This is a genomic window from Halorubrum sp. Boch-26 (genome assembly GCF_029889805.1).
In the GTDB taxonomy this organism is placed as follows: domain Archaea; phylum Halobacteriota; class Halobacteria; order Halobacteriales; family Haloferacaceae; genus Halorubrum.
The window spans coordinates 1-15627 of record NZ_JARANT010000033.1; the positions used below are offsets into that span (position 1 = coordinate 1).

The 15627-nt window shown below is 64.1% G+C and carries 14 protein-coding genes; 6 read left to right on the forward strand and 8 right to left on the reverse strand.

Annotated elements, in window-relative coordinates:
• Together OQF71_RS06705 and OQF71_RS06710 are read right to left on the reverse strand one after the other, a co-directional pair.
• A partial coding sequence (locus OQF71_RS06705) for a CoA-binding protein (protein WP_280586643.1) occupies nt 1-1019 on the reverse strand: 1019 nt, incomplete at its 3' end.
• Nucleotides 1020-1114: 95 nt separating this feature from the next.
• Entirely contained in the window at nt 1115-1750 is a 636-nt protein-coding gene (locus OQF71_RS06710; RefSeq protein ID WP_280586644.1) for an MBL fold metallo-hydrolase, read from the reverse strand.
• A gap of 154 nt (nt 1751-1904) precedes the next feature.
• On the opposite strand from OQF71_RS06710, the gene OQF71_RS06715 reads away from it, so the two are divergent.
• From OQF71_RS06715 to OQF71_RS06735, 5 genes are all read left to right on the forward strand, one after another.
• Nucleotides 1905-2084, forward strand: coding sequence for a hypothetical protein (locus tag OQF71_RS06715; protein ID WP_280586646.1), 180 nt, complete (start codon nt 1905-1907; stop codon nt 2082-2084).
• A gap of 64 nt (nt 2085-2148) precedes the next feature.
• Nucleotides 2149-3234, forward strand: coding sequence for a cupin domain-containing protein (locus OQF71_RS06720; RefSeq protein ID WP_280586648.1), 1086 nt, complete (start codon nt 2149-2151; stop codon nt 3232-3234).
• Nucleotides 3235-3408: 174 nt separating this feature from the next.
• Complete coding sequence (locus OQF71_RS06725) at nt 3409-4320, forward strand: hypothetical protein (RefSeq protein ID WP_280586650.1); 912 nt, start codon at nt 3409-3411, stop codon at nt 4318-4320.
• A 111-nt stretch (nt 4321-4431) separates the two neighbouring features.
• Nucleotides 4432-5151: an ABC transporter ATP-binding protein gene (locus tag OQF71_RS06730; RefSeq protein WP_280586651.1), complete on the forward strand. Its 720-nt coding sequence runs from the start codon at nt 4432-4434 to the stop codon at nt 5149-5151.
• Nucleotides 5152-5153: 2 nt separating this feature from the next.
• Nucleotides 5154-5852, forward strand: a complete 699-nt coding sequence (locus OQF71_RS06735; RefSeq protein WP_280586652.1) for an ABC transporter ATP-binding protein — start codon at nt 5154-5156, stop codon at nt 5850-5852.
• A gap of 70 nt (nt 5853-5922) precedes the next feature.
• On the opposite strand, the gene OQF71_RS06740 is transcribed toward OQF71_RS06735, so the two are convergent.
• The 5 genes from OQF71_RS06740 to OQF71_RS06760 all read right to left on the reverse strand — a co-directional run bounded on the left by OQF71_RS06740 (nt 5923) and on the right by OQF71_RS06760 (nt 11453).
• Nucleotides 5923-6378, reverse strand: coding sequence for a pyridoxamine 5'-phosphate oxidase family protein (locus tag OQF71_RS06740; RefSeq protein WP_280586653.1), 456 nt, complete (start codon nt 6376-6378; stop codon nt 5923-5925).
• A gap of 94 nt (nt 6379-6472) precedes the next feature.
• Complete coding sequence (locus tag OQF71_RS06745) at nt 6473-7711, reverse strand: ABC transporter substrate-binding protein (protein ID WP_280586654.1); 1239 nt, start codon at nt 7709-7711, stop codon at nt 6473-6475.
• A gap of 164 nt (nt 7712-7875) precedes the next feature.
• Complete coding sequence (locus OQF71_RS06750) at nt 7876-8898, reverse strand: branched-chain amino acid ABC transporter permease (protein WP_280586655.1); 1023 nt, start codon at nt 8896-8898, stop codon at nt 7876-7878.
• A gap of 4 nt (nt 8899-8902) precedes the next feature.
• Nucleotides 8903-9763 carry a branched-chain amino acid ABC transporter permease gene (locus tag OQF71_RS06755; protein WP_280586656.1) on the reverse strand — a complete coding sequence of 287 codons (861 nt, stop codon included), beginning with the start codon at nt 9761-9763 and terminating at the stop codon, nt 8903-8905.
• A gap of 157 nt (nt 9764-9920) precedes the next feature.
• A complete protein-coding gene (locus OQF71_RS06760; protein ID WP_280586657.1) occupies nt 9921-11453 on the reverse strand; it encodes an AMP-binding protein in 1533 nt (510 codons plus the stop codon).
• A gap of 158 nt (nt 11454-11611) precedes the next feature.
• Between OQF71_RS06760 and OQF71_RS06765 the strand changes: the two genes are divergently transcribed.
• On the forward strand, nt 11612-12484 hold the full coding sequence (locus OQF71_RS06765; protein WP_280586658.1) for a fumarylacetoacetate hydrolase family protein: 873 nt from the start codon (nt 11612-11614) through the stop codon (nt 12482-12484).
• Between the two features lie 883 nt (nt 12485-13367).
• On the opposite strand, the gene OQF71_RS06770 is transcribed toward OQF71_RS06765, so the two are convergent.
• Nucleotides 13368-15551, reverse strand: a complete 2184-nt coding sequence (locus tag OQF71_RS06770; protein WP_280586659.1) for a methyl-accepting chemotaxis protein — start codon at nt 15549-15551, stop codon at nt 13368-13370.
• Nucleotides 15552-15627: the final 76 nt, after the last annotated feature.

Consider the following 15627-nt stretch of genomic DNA (forward strand, 5'->3'; position numbering starts at 1 on the left):
ACCCCGGTGTGGAGGGCCGCGAGGCGCGCGGCCGGCGCGTCGCTCAGGTCCGGGAGCCGACCGCCGGCGCGCTGGATCCGATCGGCGACGATGATCCCCGGCCCCGCCTGCGCCGTGACGACGCCGACGTTCGGCCCGTCAGGAACGGGACCGCCCGCGAGCGCGCTCGCGGCGTCGAGCAGCTCCGTCGTCGACGACACGGTCGGAACGCCGTACTGTTCGAACCCGGCCACGTACAGGTCGTGATCGCCGGTGAGCGCTCCCGTGTGCGACTCCGCGAAATCGCCGACGTCGGACTCGCCGACCTTGTAGGCGAGTACCGGGACATCCGTTTCCCGACAGGCTTCGAGCAGGTCGCGACCGCGGTCGGTTCCCTCCACGTGGAGGACGATCGCCTCGGTGTCGGCGTGCGCGTCGAAGTACCGGATCGCCTCCGGGAACCCGACGGTCGCGCGGTTGCCGAGCCCGACCATCGCCGAGAGCCCCCGTCCCTCCCGGAGGGTCTGGAAGGCGAGCGCGTGGGCGACGCCGCCGCTCTGGGCGATCACGGCGACGTCCCCCGGCCCGAGCTCTTCGATGCCGCTGGCGAACGACGCCAACAACCCGTCGCCCGGGACGACGAAGCCGCTCGTGTTCGGACCGAGGACGGCCAGATCGTTCTCGGCCGCCGTCTCGGCGATCCGGCGCTGCCGGCGCGCTCCCTCGGGGCCGGACTCCGCGAAGCCGCCGGCGTAGATCACGACCGCTCGGACGCCGGCGGCGGCGCAGTCCTCGACGACATCGGGGACCGCGGCCGCCGGAACCGCGAGGATCGCCAGATCCACCGGCTCGTCGATCGCGGCGATCGACTCGACGAACGGCTCGCCGAACAGCGTTCCCTCTCCGGACGGGTTCACCGGGTACACCCGTCCGTCGAAGCGTTCGAGGTTCGACATCACCTCGTGACCGACCTTCTCGGGCGAGGACGACGCCCCTACCACCGCGACTGACCGCGGGTGAAACAGCGTTTCGATATCCATAGACCCATTACAGATACCGGCCCGTTAGCTGTTTCGACGGCGTCAACCTTACTCGCCGGTGGAGGGCGATCGTCGCCGAAAACGAACGTCGTCGGTCACTCGGGTCGCCCGTCGAACCGGACGAACCGCTCGATCTTCCGGCTCGCGCCCGACGTGACGCTCTCGCCGTGGAACACGAGCCCGGCCTCGAACTCGTAGTCGAGGAGGCGCTCGAGGCTCTCGTCCGCACGGTTCAGGTCCGCGGAAAAGAAGCCGGGCGGCAACACGAAGTGGCCCGCGGGCAGTCCCCGGGCGGTCGCGCCGAACACCGCGTCACCGAGCACCGCGACATCCCGTGACTCGTCGACGAGCGCGTACGCGTCCTCGGTGTGGCCCGGGACGTGGACCGCTTCGAACGGGCCGACCGCGTCTCCGTCCTCGAAGCGATGGTCCGGCTCCACGCCGAGGGCCGCCTGACACTCCGCCGGGACCCACGATTCGAGGTCGAGCGCGTCGACGAGCCCCGCCAGCCCGCCGACGTGGTCGCCGTCCCCGTGCGTGACCGCGATCCGCTCGGGATCGATCCCGAGGTCGTCCACGGCGTCGACGACGGTGTCCACCGTGTCGCCGAAGCCCGCGTCCACGATCGTCGGGACCTCGCCGTCGACGACGAACACTCGGTATCGGCCGCCGTTCGTCTCTCGAACCGTTACGTCGTACACGTCGGGGACGACTTCGGAGGTCTTCGTCATCACCACACCGTCGCGGCGGAGAGCTGTTCAATCTTCCCGTGTCGGCAGCGGCGGCAGACGGGGGTTCCAGTGGCTGACACGAGTTGCGGCGGGAGACGCGGGCTGTGCCGGACCTCGCCGACATCTTTTTGCGACCCAAGTCGTTAATGGGAGTATGGCTGAGTTCGAAAACCCGTACGCGGCCGAGGATCCGTTCGTCGAAGCGCACTTCGACTGTCTGGAATGCGGCGGCAAGCTCTGGGAGTACGCCGTGCAGAGGAGCATGGTGTGTGAAGACTGCCGGAGCACGTTCCGGACCGCGGATGTCTTCGACGCCCGAGTGACCGGCGCGTAGCGGCGTGCTGGCCGAGAGTTGCGACAAAACACTTATGATTGTGCTGTGGTAACAATAGTACGACATGGCCCAGAAAGACCCCGAGGAGCTGCTAGAGCTGAGCTCCGAGACCAGAACGATACTCGAGGAGCAACACCTACGCCCGCTGTGGGAGGTCGAAGACGATTTCGGAACCGTCATCGACGATCTGGAAGCGGACATCTGGAAGTGGGACGAGATCCAGACCGCCATCGATCACATCGAGGACGACGTGCCGATCGCCGACCTCCCGCCCGGGTTCCAGCGACGGGTGGCCGTCCCGATCAACGCCTCGATCGGCAACTCGATCTCGAACACGATCTACGTCGGGATCCAGACGGTATCGCCGGGCGAGACGGCGCCGTCGCACCGCCACGGGGCGAACGCGCTCCGCTTCACTATCGACGGGGCCGAGGACATGAAGACGGTCGTCGCCGGCGAGGAGTTCCCGATGAAGGACAACGACCTGATCACCACGCCGCAGTGGGAGTGGCACGACCACGTCAACGACTCCGACGAGACCGCCGCGTGGCTCGACGTGCTCGATCTGCCGCTCGTCCTCGACTCGCTCAACGCGTCGAACGTCTTCGAGAACCACGAGCTGGAGCGCCAGCCCGTGACGAAGACGCAGGGGTACTGGGACTCGCAGTACGGGCGCGGCCGGCCGACCGACGAGAAGTCCGACGGGAGCATTCCCGGTCCCTTCGAGGGGATCCGGGAGCCGACGCCGCCGTATCGATTCGGCTGGGACGAGATGCTCGAGTCGCTTCATCAGCGCGCCGACAACGACGATCCGGACCCGCACGACGGGTACAGCCTCTCGTACGTGAACCCCGCGACCGGTGCCGACCCGCTGTTCCCCACGATGTCGTTCCGCGCACAGCTGCTCAACGATGGTCCCACGGACCCCCACTTCCACAACGCCACCGAGGTGTTCTTCGTCATCGACGGCGAGGGTGCGACCCACGTCGACGGGGAGGCCCTCGAGTGGGGGAAATGGGACATCTTCGTCGTGCCGCCGGACGCGACGCACCACCACGAGCCCGACGACGAGGCGACGCTGCTCGGCATGAGCGACCGACCGGTGCTTGAGGCGTTCAACTTCTACGCCGAGGCGGAACCCTCGTCGTGAGATCCCCCCAGTGACCGACTCGTGGGACTCTGATCGAGGTTCGGTCCCGTTGCTCCCGATCCGTCACCTCCCCGCATTCGTCACGGTTCGTCGCCTTCTCGCGTCTTTATGCGGCCGCGACCGACGCCGACCGCCGTCGGTCGCTTGAAGTACCGGAGCCACGAACACCGCCCGATGACCGGCGCACCCCGCGGCGAGCACGAACCCGAGGCCCGGACGAACTCGACCCGCCGAGTGCGAGCGGTCGCGCTCGCCCGCCTCGTCCAGCCGACTTTCCTCGCGCCGGCCGTCGCGACCGCGGTTCTCGGCGGGCTGTTGGCTCCCGCTCCCGACGCCGGGGTCCTCGTCGGACACGCGATGGCGGTCGGACTGGCGGTGTACGCAGCGCACCTCCGAGACGCGTTCGTCGATCGGTTCCGCCGCGGGGAAGAGCCGGCGGGCGGAACGACCCCTCGGCTGCTTCGGCGGTCGTTCGCGGCAACGACGGCCGCCTTCTGGACGACCGTCGCCGGTCTCTGTGTCGCCGTCGGCCCGACCGCCCTCCTCGCGGTCGGGCCGGTCTGGGTGTTGGCCGCGCTCCACGCGCCCTTCCTCGACGTGAGGCCGGTCGGCTCCGCGACCGACTACGCGGCCGGCGTCGCGCTTGCGCTCGTCGGCGGATACGCCCTTCAGACGGCAACGGTCTCAGGCGAGGTGCTCGCGGTCGCGGGAGCGCTGGGGACCGCCCTCGTGGCGATCACCGTCTCGGTGGACGCGCTCGACGCCGACTTCGACCGAGCGATCGGCAAGCGGACCGTCCCGGTCGCGCTCGGGAGCGAACGGGCCGACCGCCTCGCCGCGACGCTGTTTCTCGCCGCCGGCGCCGCCGTCGTCCTCGCCGTCGGGTACGGGGCGTTACCGGTCGGCGCGCTACCCGCGGCCGCGGTGACGCCGGTGGCCGCGGCGGCGGTCTTCGCGCGTCCCCGTGAACGGGCGGTACTCGCACAGATGGCGGCGCTGTACCCGTTCCTCGCGCTACTCGTCGTTCCGGTGTGTCTGGTCGGCACCGCGGCCTGCGGCGGGCTCCTCCGGAGCCTCGCGTGGTGATGGCGACGCTCGGACGGGGTTCGGGCACCGCGGTGACGCCGCTCGACCGCGCGGGTAATCATGGTGTGTCGTACCAAATATTTTATAACCTGCGCTCTGTTGAATGCCAGTATGTTACAGGCAGAAGGCGTCACGAAGTCCTTCGGCGGGCTCGTCGCCGTCAACGACGTGAGCTTCGACGTCGACGACGACGAGATCGTGGGACTGATCGGCCCGAACGGCGCGGGCAAGACGACGCTGTTCAACACGATCACCGGCGTTCATCCTCCGAACGAGGGGACGATCACGCTCGACGGGACGGAGCTGACCGGACGCAAACCCTTCGAGATCGCACAGCAGGGCGTCGTCCGGACGTTCCAGACGGCGCGGACGTTCAACGAGTCGACCGTCCTCGAGAACGTCACCGTCGGAGCGGTCTTCGGCAACGACGAGGACCCCGAGTCCGCCGAGGAGACGGCCCGTGACTGCCTTTCGTTCGTCGGGCTCGCCGACCGGGCCGAGGCGGAGGTGTCGGGTCTCAACCTCGCCGACCGGAAGCTGCTCGAACTGGCCCGCGGTCTCGCGACCGACCCGAAGTTCATGCTGGTCGACGAGATCGGGAGCGGGCTCACTCCGGCGGAGCTCTCGACGCTCACCGACACCCTTGAGCGAACCTGCCACGACCGCGGCATCTCGGTCTTTTGGATCGAACATATCATGGACGCAATCATGGGCGCGACCGATCGGATCATCGTCCTCGATCAGGGACAGAAGATCGCCGACGGCCCGCCGGCGGAGGTCCAGAACGACGAGCGCGTCACCGAGGCGTACCTCGGAGGTGGTGGGGAGTGACGATGCTCGAAGTCGAGGATCTCAACGTCGGATACGGAGACCTCCAGGTCCTCTGGGACGTGTCGATGACGATAGCGGAAGACGACGACGTCGTCGCGCTCGTCGGGCCGAACGGGACCGGAAAGACGACCCTGATGAAAACGCTCTCGGGGATCGTCGAGCCGACGAGCGGTCGGATCGAACTGTTCGGCGAGGACACCGCGGCGTACGACGCCGACGAAATCGTCTCGCTCGGGTTCGTCCAAGTCTCGGAGGGACGGAACCTCTTCGGGGAGATGTCCGTCTACGAGAACCTGCGGATGGGCGCGTACAGACACCGCGACGAGTTCGAAGACACCCTCGAAGAGGTGTACGAGATGTTCCCCGTCTTAGCGGAACGGCGCGATCAGGAGGCCGGGACGCTAAGCGGCGGCGAACAGCAGATGCTCGCGATCGGACGCGGGCTGATGTCACAGCCGGACCTGCTCGCGCTCGACGAGCCGTCGGGAGCGCTGGCCCCGCAGCTCGCCGAGCGCGTCTTCGAGAAGATCCAGCAGATAAGCGACGATGTAACCGTCCTGCTCGTCGAACAGCACGTCGACCGGGCGCTCGGTCTCGCCGACAGGGCGTACCTCCTCGAGAACGGCCGCATCACGCAGACCGGAACCGGCGAGGAGATGCTCGAAAGCGACCACGTCCGCAAGGCGTACCTGAGCGGGTAACGCCCGCGACCCTGAGAGGGCGAGACCGCGAGGGAGCCGGCACGCCCTTCGGCCGGTTCCCGCCGTCTGATCAGTCGTACTCCTCTCCCTTCCGGCCGGTCGCGTGCTCGACGCGGAGTTCGACCCGTCGGGATCCCGTGATGGGTTCCGACGGGGGGAAGATCGTCGGGAACCACGCGTTGTCGTCCATCGTCTCTTCCATGTGTTCGACGTCTTCCTCGGCGACATCGAACAGCGGTCCCGACGCGATAACGCTGCGCCAGTCGAACTTCGAAGTGGTTTCGTACGCCGTCAGCGTCGCCGTCTCGGTCTGTTCGAGCAGCGATAGCTTGCGGCTCTCCTCGCCGAACCGGAGGAGCGTCAAGAACACGCGCTCGCCGTCGTACCCGAAGGAGATGGGAACGCCGTACGACTCTCCGCCGTCGGAAAGCGACAGGGTCCCGTGTCCCAGTTCCCGCAGGGTTCGGTCCACCTGATCGCCGGTCATCTCCACGCCTTTGACCGTGGACACGTCGTCATCGCTCATTGTGAGGTCACGCTTGCGGGTACGAGCACCCGGATAATAATTCCCCCGCCGAATACGGGAGCCGCTCGGCCGGTCGACCTGCCGAATCCGGCCGTCAGTACTCGGACGGATCGACCGCGTCGAGGACGTCCGTCCGGAACTCCTCGGTCAGGTCGAAGTCGCCGTCGGGGTAGTAGTCCGGCGCTTCGATCTCGAAGCCGCTCCAGATGAGCTGGTACTGGTCGAGCTCGCCCCATTCGGTGTACTGGATCGGGTTCGCGTAGATCGTGTCGAACTCGATCTCTCGCATGGCGTCGCTGAGCCCCTCTCGACTGATCTCGTCCGCCTGACGGAGCCCCTCGGCGATGAGGTGGCCGGTCACGTAGCCGACGGCCTGCGTGGGGCCGAAGTACTCGCCGGTGTCCTCGTAGAACTGCTGGGCGACCTCCTGGTACTCGTCCGAGTAGACGTCCGGGAGGTGACCGAACATGAACCCCTCGGCGACGTCGTCGCCGATCGCTCCGTAATTGGACTCCGGCGGCGACACCGCCGCGGTGAACACCTCCGGTTCGAGGTCGACTTCGAGCATCTGCCGGTACATGTCGTTCAGCCCCGGCGGGTGGCCGGAGCCGACGAGGATGTCGAGGTCGTCGGGCATGTCCCGGAGGTACGGCACGAAGTCGCTCTCGCCGACCGGGGCCATCGCCTCGGTGAGGTCGAGGTCGTCCGGGAACACCCGACTGATAGCGGTCTCGGCCGCGACCCCCCACGCGTAGTCGCCGTTGATCGCGCCGACGGTGTCGAACCCGCGATCTTCGATGATTCCGGCCACGCCCTGAATGAACGCCGGAGCCGGCGGGAGTGCGGTACGGAACGTGTATCGCGAATCTTGGTCGAGGATACTGATGTCGCCGGCCGCGTGCAGGAACAGCGGCACTGAGAGGTCCTCTGCGGTCTGTGAGGCCGTAACGCCGACGTCGCTCGACACGGGGCCGACCGCCGCCACGGCGTCCTCGGACTCGACCTTGCTCGTGAGGATCGAGGCCGCCTCACCGGGGTCGGACTCGGTGTCGGTGGCGCTGTGCTCGAGTTCGCGCCCCTCGATGCCGCCCTCGTCGTTGACCTCCTGGAACGCGTACTCTATCCCGAGGGTGAGGGTATCGCCGTACAGCGCGAACGGGCCGGAGTACGGTTGCAGGCCCGCGACGACGATCGACTCCTCGCTGTCCCCGTCGCCGCCGTCACCGCCGTCGTCGCCGACGAGGCACCCGGCGAGCGCGGTGACGCCCGCACCGGCCCCGGTGGTCTTCAGAAACTGTCTCCTACTCGACGTATTCGTGATATCTTTTGTCATAGGGCTTCTGATAGAGTATGTGTGCTTCCCTATCTTTAATGTTTTTATGTAATCTATATTCGCGGCGACGGTAGTGGGCCCGCCGGCCCGGACGCCGGGAGCGACTATCGTTCGCAGCGCTCGGTCGGGGTCGGGAGAACGACGCGACGAGAAGGAGGGCGGCCTCAGTCCGTGACGATCGATTTGATCGTCGATTTGAGTCCGAGCCGCTCGTTCAGGACGTCGTCCAAGAACGGGACGATCCCGCTGCGGAAGTACAGGAACAACACGATGAGCAGGAACCCGAACACGACGGTCCGCCACTGACCGAAGGCCTGGAGCTCCTCGTTGATGTAGACGATCACTGCCGCGCCGACGATCGGCCCGAGCATCGTCCGGATCCCGCCGACGATGAGGATGATCAACACGAGGACGTCGATGACGCTGAACTCGAACATCGCCGGGAGGACGAGCGAATCGAGCTGCGCGTACAGCGGTCCGACGAGCCCGATAATGAAGGCGCTCGTGAATCCGGCGAGCGTCTTGTACCGCACCACGTTAACCCCGATGGCCTCGGCGGCGATCTCGTCCTGCCGGATCGCGTCGAAGGCCATCCCGTACTTCGAGTGCTGAATGTAGTGGTACAGCACCATAACGCCGGTCAGAAGCGCCAACACCACGTAGTACAACACCACGTGGTCGTACACGCCCAAGGCGTTCTGCAAGGGCTCGAGCCCGAGCCCCGAGAACCGGAACCCGGTGCTTCCGGCGGTAATGTCTCTCGCCCCAACGAATGTCTCGATGATCGCGAGCTGTAACGCGAGCGTCAAGATCGCGATCAGGATGACCGTGAACCGGCGCCGCGCGGCGACGTAGCAGACGAGTCCGCCGAGCACGCCCGCCAGCGTCGCGCCGATGAGCATCGTCAGCCACGGCGACACGCCGAGCGCGTCCGCCGTGAGTGCCGTTCCGTACGCGCCGAGTCCGGTGAGCGCCCCCACGAACAGGAACAGCTGGTCGGTGTGTCCGAACACGATGTTCAGCGCCAGCGCCAGCGTGGCGAACACCAGCGCGAGGATGAACAGCCGCGAGATGTACGTGTAGCTCGGGTTGAAGAAGAACACCGGAAGCACCGCGAGCACCGCGACGACGACGGGTATTCGAAGGCGGTCCCAACTCAGGCCGGAGAGGGTGTGTTGTGCAGACATTGGCTTACTTAATCTGTTCCGGGCGAACGATCAGGACTGCGATCGCGACCCCGAAGAGGACAATTTCCGAGATGTACGCGCCCACGAACGCGCTCGTGAACGTGACGACGATTCCGAGCAACAGCCCCGCAATCGCGGCGCCGAGAACGCTCGTCACGCCGCCGACGATGGAGACGATGATCGCGTAGATAGTGAGCTCGAAGCCCGTCGCGACCGAGACTTCGAACGTGAAGCTGTACAGTATCCCGGCGATCCCGGCAATGGACGTGCTCAAGAGGAACACGTAGGTCCGCATCCGACGCGGACTGATACCGCACAGTATCGCCCCGGTCTCGTCTTGGAGGACCGTCCGCATGGCGCCGCCGAGGTACGTCCGACTGAAGAAGTAGTACAGGACCGCGAACACCGCGACCGCGACCCCGATCACCGCAATCGACGACCCTCGAATCTGAATTCCCGCCACCGACAACGAGGATATCCCGCTGCTCAGCGAGTAGCTCGACGGGTACGTGATGAACAGGAGCCCGTCGAGAAACGTCGCGAGCCCGAGGGTGGTGAAAATGCCGAGGAGGATCCGCTCGTCGCCTTCGGACCGGTACACCAGCGAGAGCAGCGACCTGTCGACGGCGAGCCCGAGCAGCGCAACGGCGAGGACGGCGATCGGGATGGCGGCGAAAAGCGTTCCCGTGAGCCCGAGCAGTTCCACCCCGAGGATGATAGCGATCACCGAGAAGACGCCGAGCGCGAGGTTCAATACGCCGCCGAGCCCGAACACGACGGTGATCCCAACGCCGAGGAGCGCGAACACGAGCCCCCGGGAGATCCCGTCGACTAACAGTTCGATCATCTGTATTCCGGTATCCATTTTGTGCTAACGCTATTTTGTAAGGGTTTAATGATTATGATGGTGCCTTGAGATTTCATCGGGGATCGAATAGACAGTGACAACTCCTGGCGGGCCGCGTCATCGCCGACCGGCGTCAGTTTCGCACCGACCGTCCGTGCTCCCGATTTCGAGCCGCTCAGAAGAACTCCGTGTGCACCTCTTCGCGCCGGATCTTTCCGGTGCTTGTCCGCGGGAGCGGGGCGTCGACGATCGTGTACTCTCGCGGCCGCTTGAAGTCGGCAACGTCGTCGCTGTCGAGGAGGAACTGATCGAGAGCCTCCTCGTCGACCTCGCCGTCCGTTCGAACGACGGCCGCGACGCGGCTCCCCCACCGCTCGTCGTCCAGTCCGACGACTGCGACTTCCTCGATCGCCGGGTGACGAGCGATGACCTCCTCGACTTCCTGCGGGTAGATGTTCTCCCCGCCGCTGATGATCATGTTGTCGACGCGGTCGACGATGTAGAGATACCCGTCCTCGTCGATCCGGGCGACATCGCCGGTCCGCAGCCACCCGTCGGTGAACAGCTCGTCGGAGAGTTCCGGTCGACCGAGGTAGCCGTCGCACATTCCCGGCGACCGGCCGATCACCTCACCCGTCTCGCCGGCGTCGACCTCCGCGGCCGGGTCGAACGCCGCGGGGTCGGCCGGGGTCTCGACCACTCGAAGCTCCCACGTGAACGACTCCTTCCCTATCGTTCCGGGCTTTTCACGCTGGATCTCCGGGTCGGCGAACGCGAGGTTCGGTCCTCCCTCCGTCAGCCCGTACGTGTTGTAGATCCCGTCGGAGAGGTACTCGCCGGCCTCGGTAGCGAGCTTCTCCGTGACCACGGACCCGCCCGTCCGGATGTACGAGAGCGCGGAGAGGTCGTACTCCCCGGCGCGGGCGGCGTCGACGAGCCCGTGGAGCTGCGTCGGGACCGCGAGCAGTCCCGTGGCGTCGTGCTCGTCGAGCAGCGACAGGGTCTCCGTCGGTTTGAACGCCTCTTGCACGACGAGGGTGGCGCCCGCCTGAAGATGCGGGAGGATCCACGCATCGGTCGTCACCATGTGATACCACGGCGTCGTCACGACCGCGACGTCGTGCCGGTCGATCCCGTGTTCCATCACGACCTGCGAGCTCCCGTACCAGAGCTGGTCCTGATCGAACAGCACGCCCTTCGACGCGGTCGTCGTCCCGCTCGTGTACAACACGCCGTGTTCGTTTCCGCACGATTCGGGACGTTCCGGGTCGGTCGCGTCGAGGAGCGCGTCGTAGTCGCGGACGTTGTCGCGGTCGGTCGCCTCGCCGCCGACGCTCACCGCGACTTCGATGTCGGTCCGATCGAGTACCGTGAGCGCCGTCTCGACGTTCGACGCGTCGAACAACAGCAGGCTCGCGTCGGTCGGCTCCAGCATACCGACGAGCTCTCCCGGACTCGCGCGGAACGGGAGCTGAACGTTGGCGGCACCGCGTTTCTGACTCGCGACCATCGCCTCGATCGCCTCGGCGCTGGTGTGTGCAATCGTAGCGATCCGATCGTCGCCGACGAGCCCGTCGAGCGCCGACGCGAGTCGATCGGTCCGTTCGTCGAGTTCGGCATACGTGAATCGTCGGCCGTCGTCGGTCCGCACAGCGTCCTGATCGGGGTGACACCGGACGGACCTGTCGAATGAGTCGATACAATTCATACTATCGTGCGTGCTATTCTCACGTCGATAAGTCACATTAACTATTGTGGTATCCACAGTGGGTCGGGGTGGCGATACCGAGTACGTTCCACGCGCCACGGACAGTACAGATCGCTCGACAGGCGACCTTTTATACCGCTCGCCGAATAGAAGCGAATATGCGATTCGTCCAGTACGACGGCGGACGGCTGGGACTGCTCAAAGACGACGGCAAGGGGATCGTGGACCTCACCGACCGGCTCGACCTCTCCAGGGACGATCCGCTCGCTGAGTACATCGAGCGGGACCTCGACGCGAGCGAGTATGCCGACGAGCCGGCGGACGTCGACCGCGCGGACGTTCACCTCGGGTCACCGGTTCGTCGACCCGGGAAGGTGATCGCCGCGCCGCTGAACTACGAGAACCACATCGAGGAGGCGATCGCGGACAAGGATATCACCACCGACGAGTGGTTCACCATCGAGGACAAGGGGTACTTCCTCAAGGCCCCGTCAAGCGTCGTCGGTCCGGACGACGGGATCGAGCTTCCGTTTTCCGACCGTCGCTGTGACCACGAGATCGAGCTCGCCTTCGTGATGGGCGAAGACGTGAAAGACGCCTCAACGGAGGAGGCGTGGGACGCGATCTTCGGATACACGATCCTGCTCGACATCTCCGTGCGAGGCGATCAGGACCGCTCGAATCGGAAGTCGTACGACACGTTCACCGTGATCGGGCCGAGCGTCGTCACCGCAGACGAAATCGACGACCCGCAGGACCTCTCGCTCGAGCTCAACCTCAACGGCGAAACCAAGCAGGACGACAACACCGCAGACATGGTGTACACGTGTGCCAACGTCGTCGAGTACGCCTCGATCGGTGCGACCGTCGAAGCGGGTGACGTGATCACCACGGGGACACCGGAAGGAGTCGGTGCGCTCTCCGACGGGGACACGATCGACGCGACCATCGAGGACATCGGATCGATGACGGTCGACGTGACGGAGCGCGACACCGCCTTCGTCGACGTCGACGTGGACAAAGACGGATAACGACGGAAGTACACAGGAGAGCGCCACATTCGTTCGCTTACAGAGAACGACTTTCGACACGACCGTTCCGTCGGGAGCGGATGCCGAACCGCGCGGGTAGCCCGCCTACACAATACATTACAAACATAGATTTGTAACGAGTGCTGACACCGCAGCGACGAACGGGAGTTATGAACGCACATCGTGGAAGTCCAGTCGTCGGAGCGAGAATTGAGCCACAGAGCGTTCTCTGAGAAGAAACGCAACGTCGATTTTCGATTGCGAAATTCAGTGGACCGAGTTTCGGAGAATATGCGAGAGACGGCCGACCGTCGGTTCGTCACCGGCTGTTCACGCCCCCTGATCACGCACACAACGCACGGTCGGACAGCGGGTTATACGACCAGCGCTGGATGGTCGACACTGCGTCTTCGGCCGTCAAGCGTCGGTTCGGCCCCGCTGTCACCCTCGCGCGTGGTACCGCGAGCTCCACGATCTCACGTTGACTCCGCAGTCTATGACCTCGAACAAGCACTCAAACAGTGACCCCGACGCCGCCATCAGATTCGAGAAACTAAAAACGATACAATCGACATCATGAGCCGCGAGATGCTCGACTGGGTCCTCAACATGTTCTCTGTATGAACGGACAGTAGATCGTGCTCCTTTTCGAGAAAGATTACAGCCAGATCGAGTATATTTTCGTCGTCATCGACACGAGTCACGTTGACCTGATAACCCTCCTCGAGCACACCCGTTTGGAGTATCCGGACTACACCGGATTCGTCTTGCCGTGCTTGGTGTTGCGCTTTCGTGTTGGGCGGTGGTGGGCCCGTGTCGGTGATTTTCGCTCCGCATAATCAGTGACACAGCTCATCGTTCTATTTTAGTTGTCACTGGGTTACTATTCGTTATTTCGACCGTCAGTCTGCGTCACTTCCTGATCCTCACCCCCGTCCGTCGCACTGACCGTCCGCGTCGCGCTTGGTGTGTCGGTTGTCGCCGCGTCAACTGTTACTGTCGTATCGAGTTCGAACTTTGCAATCTGCTTGCGGAGCGTCTCTGACGCTGTCGAGAGCTGCTCCGCAGTTGACGAATCCGAGAGAGTCGATAGATGATCGGCCGTTTCCGCCACCTCCGACAGAGACGATGTTTGCTCTTCGGTAGCCGCCGAAACTGTACTCGCCTCGCTTGCGGTTTGGTCGCTCACGCTTGCTACCTCTTCGACTGTCGATACGACCTCCTCGGTCGATGCGGCTTGATCGTCGGTCGCACTACTGATCTCTTGGACACCAGATTCGGCTTCGCCGACTGTCTGTGCGATCTCGTCGAACATTTCGATCGCGTTCTCGATCGTTTCCGCGCCCCGATCGACGCGTTCGGTCATCTGCTCCATCCCCTCAACCGTCTCGGTCGTCGTCGACTGGATGTCGTCAATCTGGGTTTCGATTTCGGTCGTGGCCTCTCCCACCTCCTCGGCGAGCGTTTTGATTTCGTCTGCGACAACGGCGAACCCTTCGCCGGCTTCGCCGGCGCGGGCTGCTTCGATCGAAGCGTTCAGCGCAAGCAGGTTCGTCTGCTCGGCGATATCCGTGATGAGGTCGACGATTTCGTTTATCTCGGTGATTTTGTCATCGAGCGTTCTGACCTGCGTCGCAGCTTCAGCCGCCTGTGATTCGATCGCGGCGATCTCTTCAGTTGCCTCGGAGGCCGCCGCTTGGCCTTCGAGACCCCGTTCGACAGCGTTCTGTGCGGTCATGCTTACCTCTTCGGCCGAAGAGGCGACCTCCTCGACAGCCGCCGACAGGTCGCTCATCTCGTTGGCCACACGTTGGAGGTCGTCACTTTGTTCGTTGGCCCCGGCGCTGATCTCCTGAACCGATCGTGCGACATCCTCGCTTGCCTGCTGGAGTTCATCGACGGAAGTCGCGACCTCGGCACTCGCGTCGTCAAGCTCGGCCGCGGTCGTTGCCGTCTCCTCGCTGGCCGCCGCGACCTCGTCGGTGATTCGCTGGACGGCCACGAGACTCTCGTTGAGTTGGCCGATTCCAGCGTCGAGTGAGACCAGTATTTGACCGTAGTAGCCGGGCATATCCGTGTCGATATTCTGATTGAGCTTACCGTTCTGAAGGTCCTCGCTTGCCATCCGTATCTCTTCGAATCCGGCGACAACTTGATTCGCACCGTGATCCAAATTAGTCATAATCTCGCCGTACAGCCCCGGGAAGTTCGTCTTCCGTTCGCGGGTTCGAAGTCCATCGTCGCCGGTTGCCAGATCAGTACTGAACGTATCGACTTCATCGAACACCGCTTCGAGGTTCCCCTGCATTTCTCGGAACGAATCGACCATACGACCGAGCTCGTCGTTTTCGATGTGGTCGTCGATATCGGTATTGAAGTCGCCGTTGCTGGCGGCGACGGTGGCCTCGGTGAGTTGAGAGACGGGAGACGTGATCCGCTTAGCGACGAACAATCCGATTACGAGTGCGACGACGAACGCACCGATTGTGAGCCCGATTATCTCCATCTGTGCCGTCCGAGTCGTGCTCTCGGCAATCGCTACTTGGGATTCCAGGTCAGCTTGTGCCGATTCCTCGATCGCGTGTGCCTGTTCCTCCATCGGGGTTCTCAACGACTCCATTTCGCTGGCCGTCTGCGTCGCTAGTTCGGTGTCACCTTCTCGTTGCGCTTCAAAGAACTCGTTTCCGAGCGCATTGTACTCCTCATGTTGAGATGTGAGGGTTGAGAACCGCTCTTCCTGTTGCGGGCTCAACTCCGCTTCCTGGAGATGTTGCGCCTCTTCGGTGAAGTGTTGACGAGCTTCCTCGAACTGTTGCTGCGCGTTTTTATCACCAAGTTGGGCGGCCTGTATCGCCCCACGCTGCTGTTCGATGGCAACGATCATCTCCGCGCTCGCGTCCATCTTCTGTCCATCTTCCGCGATGATGTGTGCTTCTTCGTCAACGTCGGCAACCGAGGTGTAGCCGATTGCCCCGGTAACGGCAACTAGAACAGCGACGATAACAAAGGCGAGTATAATTTTTGGTCGGAGATCGATACTGCGGAGGCGAAGTTTGTCAAGCACCACGATAATTAGGATAGTGATAGATGTATATAAACAAAACTGTCAATATACCAAATATGATAACTAATATGGAATAGAT

Coding starts and splice junctions, on each gene's coding strand:
- OQF71_RS06710 (WP_280586644.1), bottom strand. CDS start 1,750: ATGACGAAGACCTCCGAAGTCGTCCCCGACGTGTACGACGTAACGGTT.
- OQF71_RS06715 (WP_280586646.1), top strand. CDS start 1,905: ATGGCTGAGTTCGAAAACCCGTACGCGGCCGAGGATCCGTTCGTCGAA.
- OQF71_RS06720 (WP_280586648.1), top strand. CDS start 2,149: ATGGCCCAGAAAGACCCCGAGGAGCTGCTAGAGCTGAGCTCCGAGACC.
- OQF71_RS06725 (WP_280586650.1), top strand. CDS start 3,409: ATGACCGGCGCACCCCGCGGCGAGCACGAACCCGAGGCCCGGACGAAC.
- OQF71_RS06730 (WP_280586651.1), top strand. CDS start 4,432: ATGTTACAGGCAGAAGGCGTCACGAAGTCCTTCGGCGGGCTCGTCGCC.
- OQF71_RS06735 (WP_280586652.1), top strand. CDS start 5,154: ATGCTCGAAGTCGAGGATCTCAACGTCGGATACGGAGACCTCCAGGTC.
- OQF71_RS06740 (WP_280586653.1), bottom strand. CDS start 6,378: ATGAGCGATGACGACGTGTCCACGGTCAAAGGCGTGGAGATGACCGGC.
- OQF71_RS06745 (WP_280586654.1), bottom strand. CDS start 7,711: ATGACAAAAGATATCACGAATACGTCGAGTAGGAGACAGTTTCTGAAG.
- OQF71_RS06750 (WP_280586655.1), bottom strand. CDS start 8,898: ATGTCTGCACAACACACCCTCTCCGGCCTGAGTTGGGACCGCCTTCGA.
- OQF71_RS06755 (WP_280586656.1), bottom strand. CDS start 9,763: ATGGATACCGGAATACAGATGATCGAACTGTTAGTCGACGGGATCTCC.
- OQF71_RS06760 (WP_280586657.1), bottom strand. CDS start 11,453: ATGAATTGTATCGACTCATTCGACAGGTCCGTCCGGTGTCACCCCGAT.
- OQF71_RS06765 (WP_280586658.1), top strand. CDS start 11,612: ATGCGATTCGTCCAGTACGACGGCGGACGGCTGGGACTGCTCAAAGAC.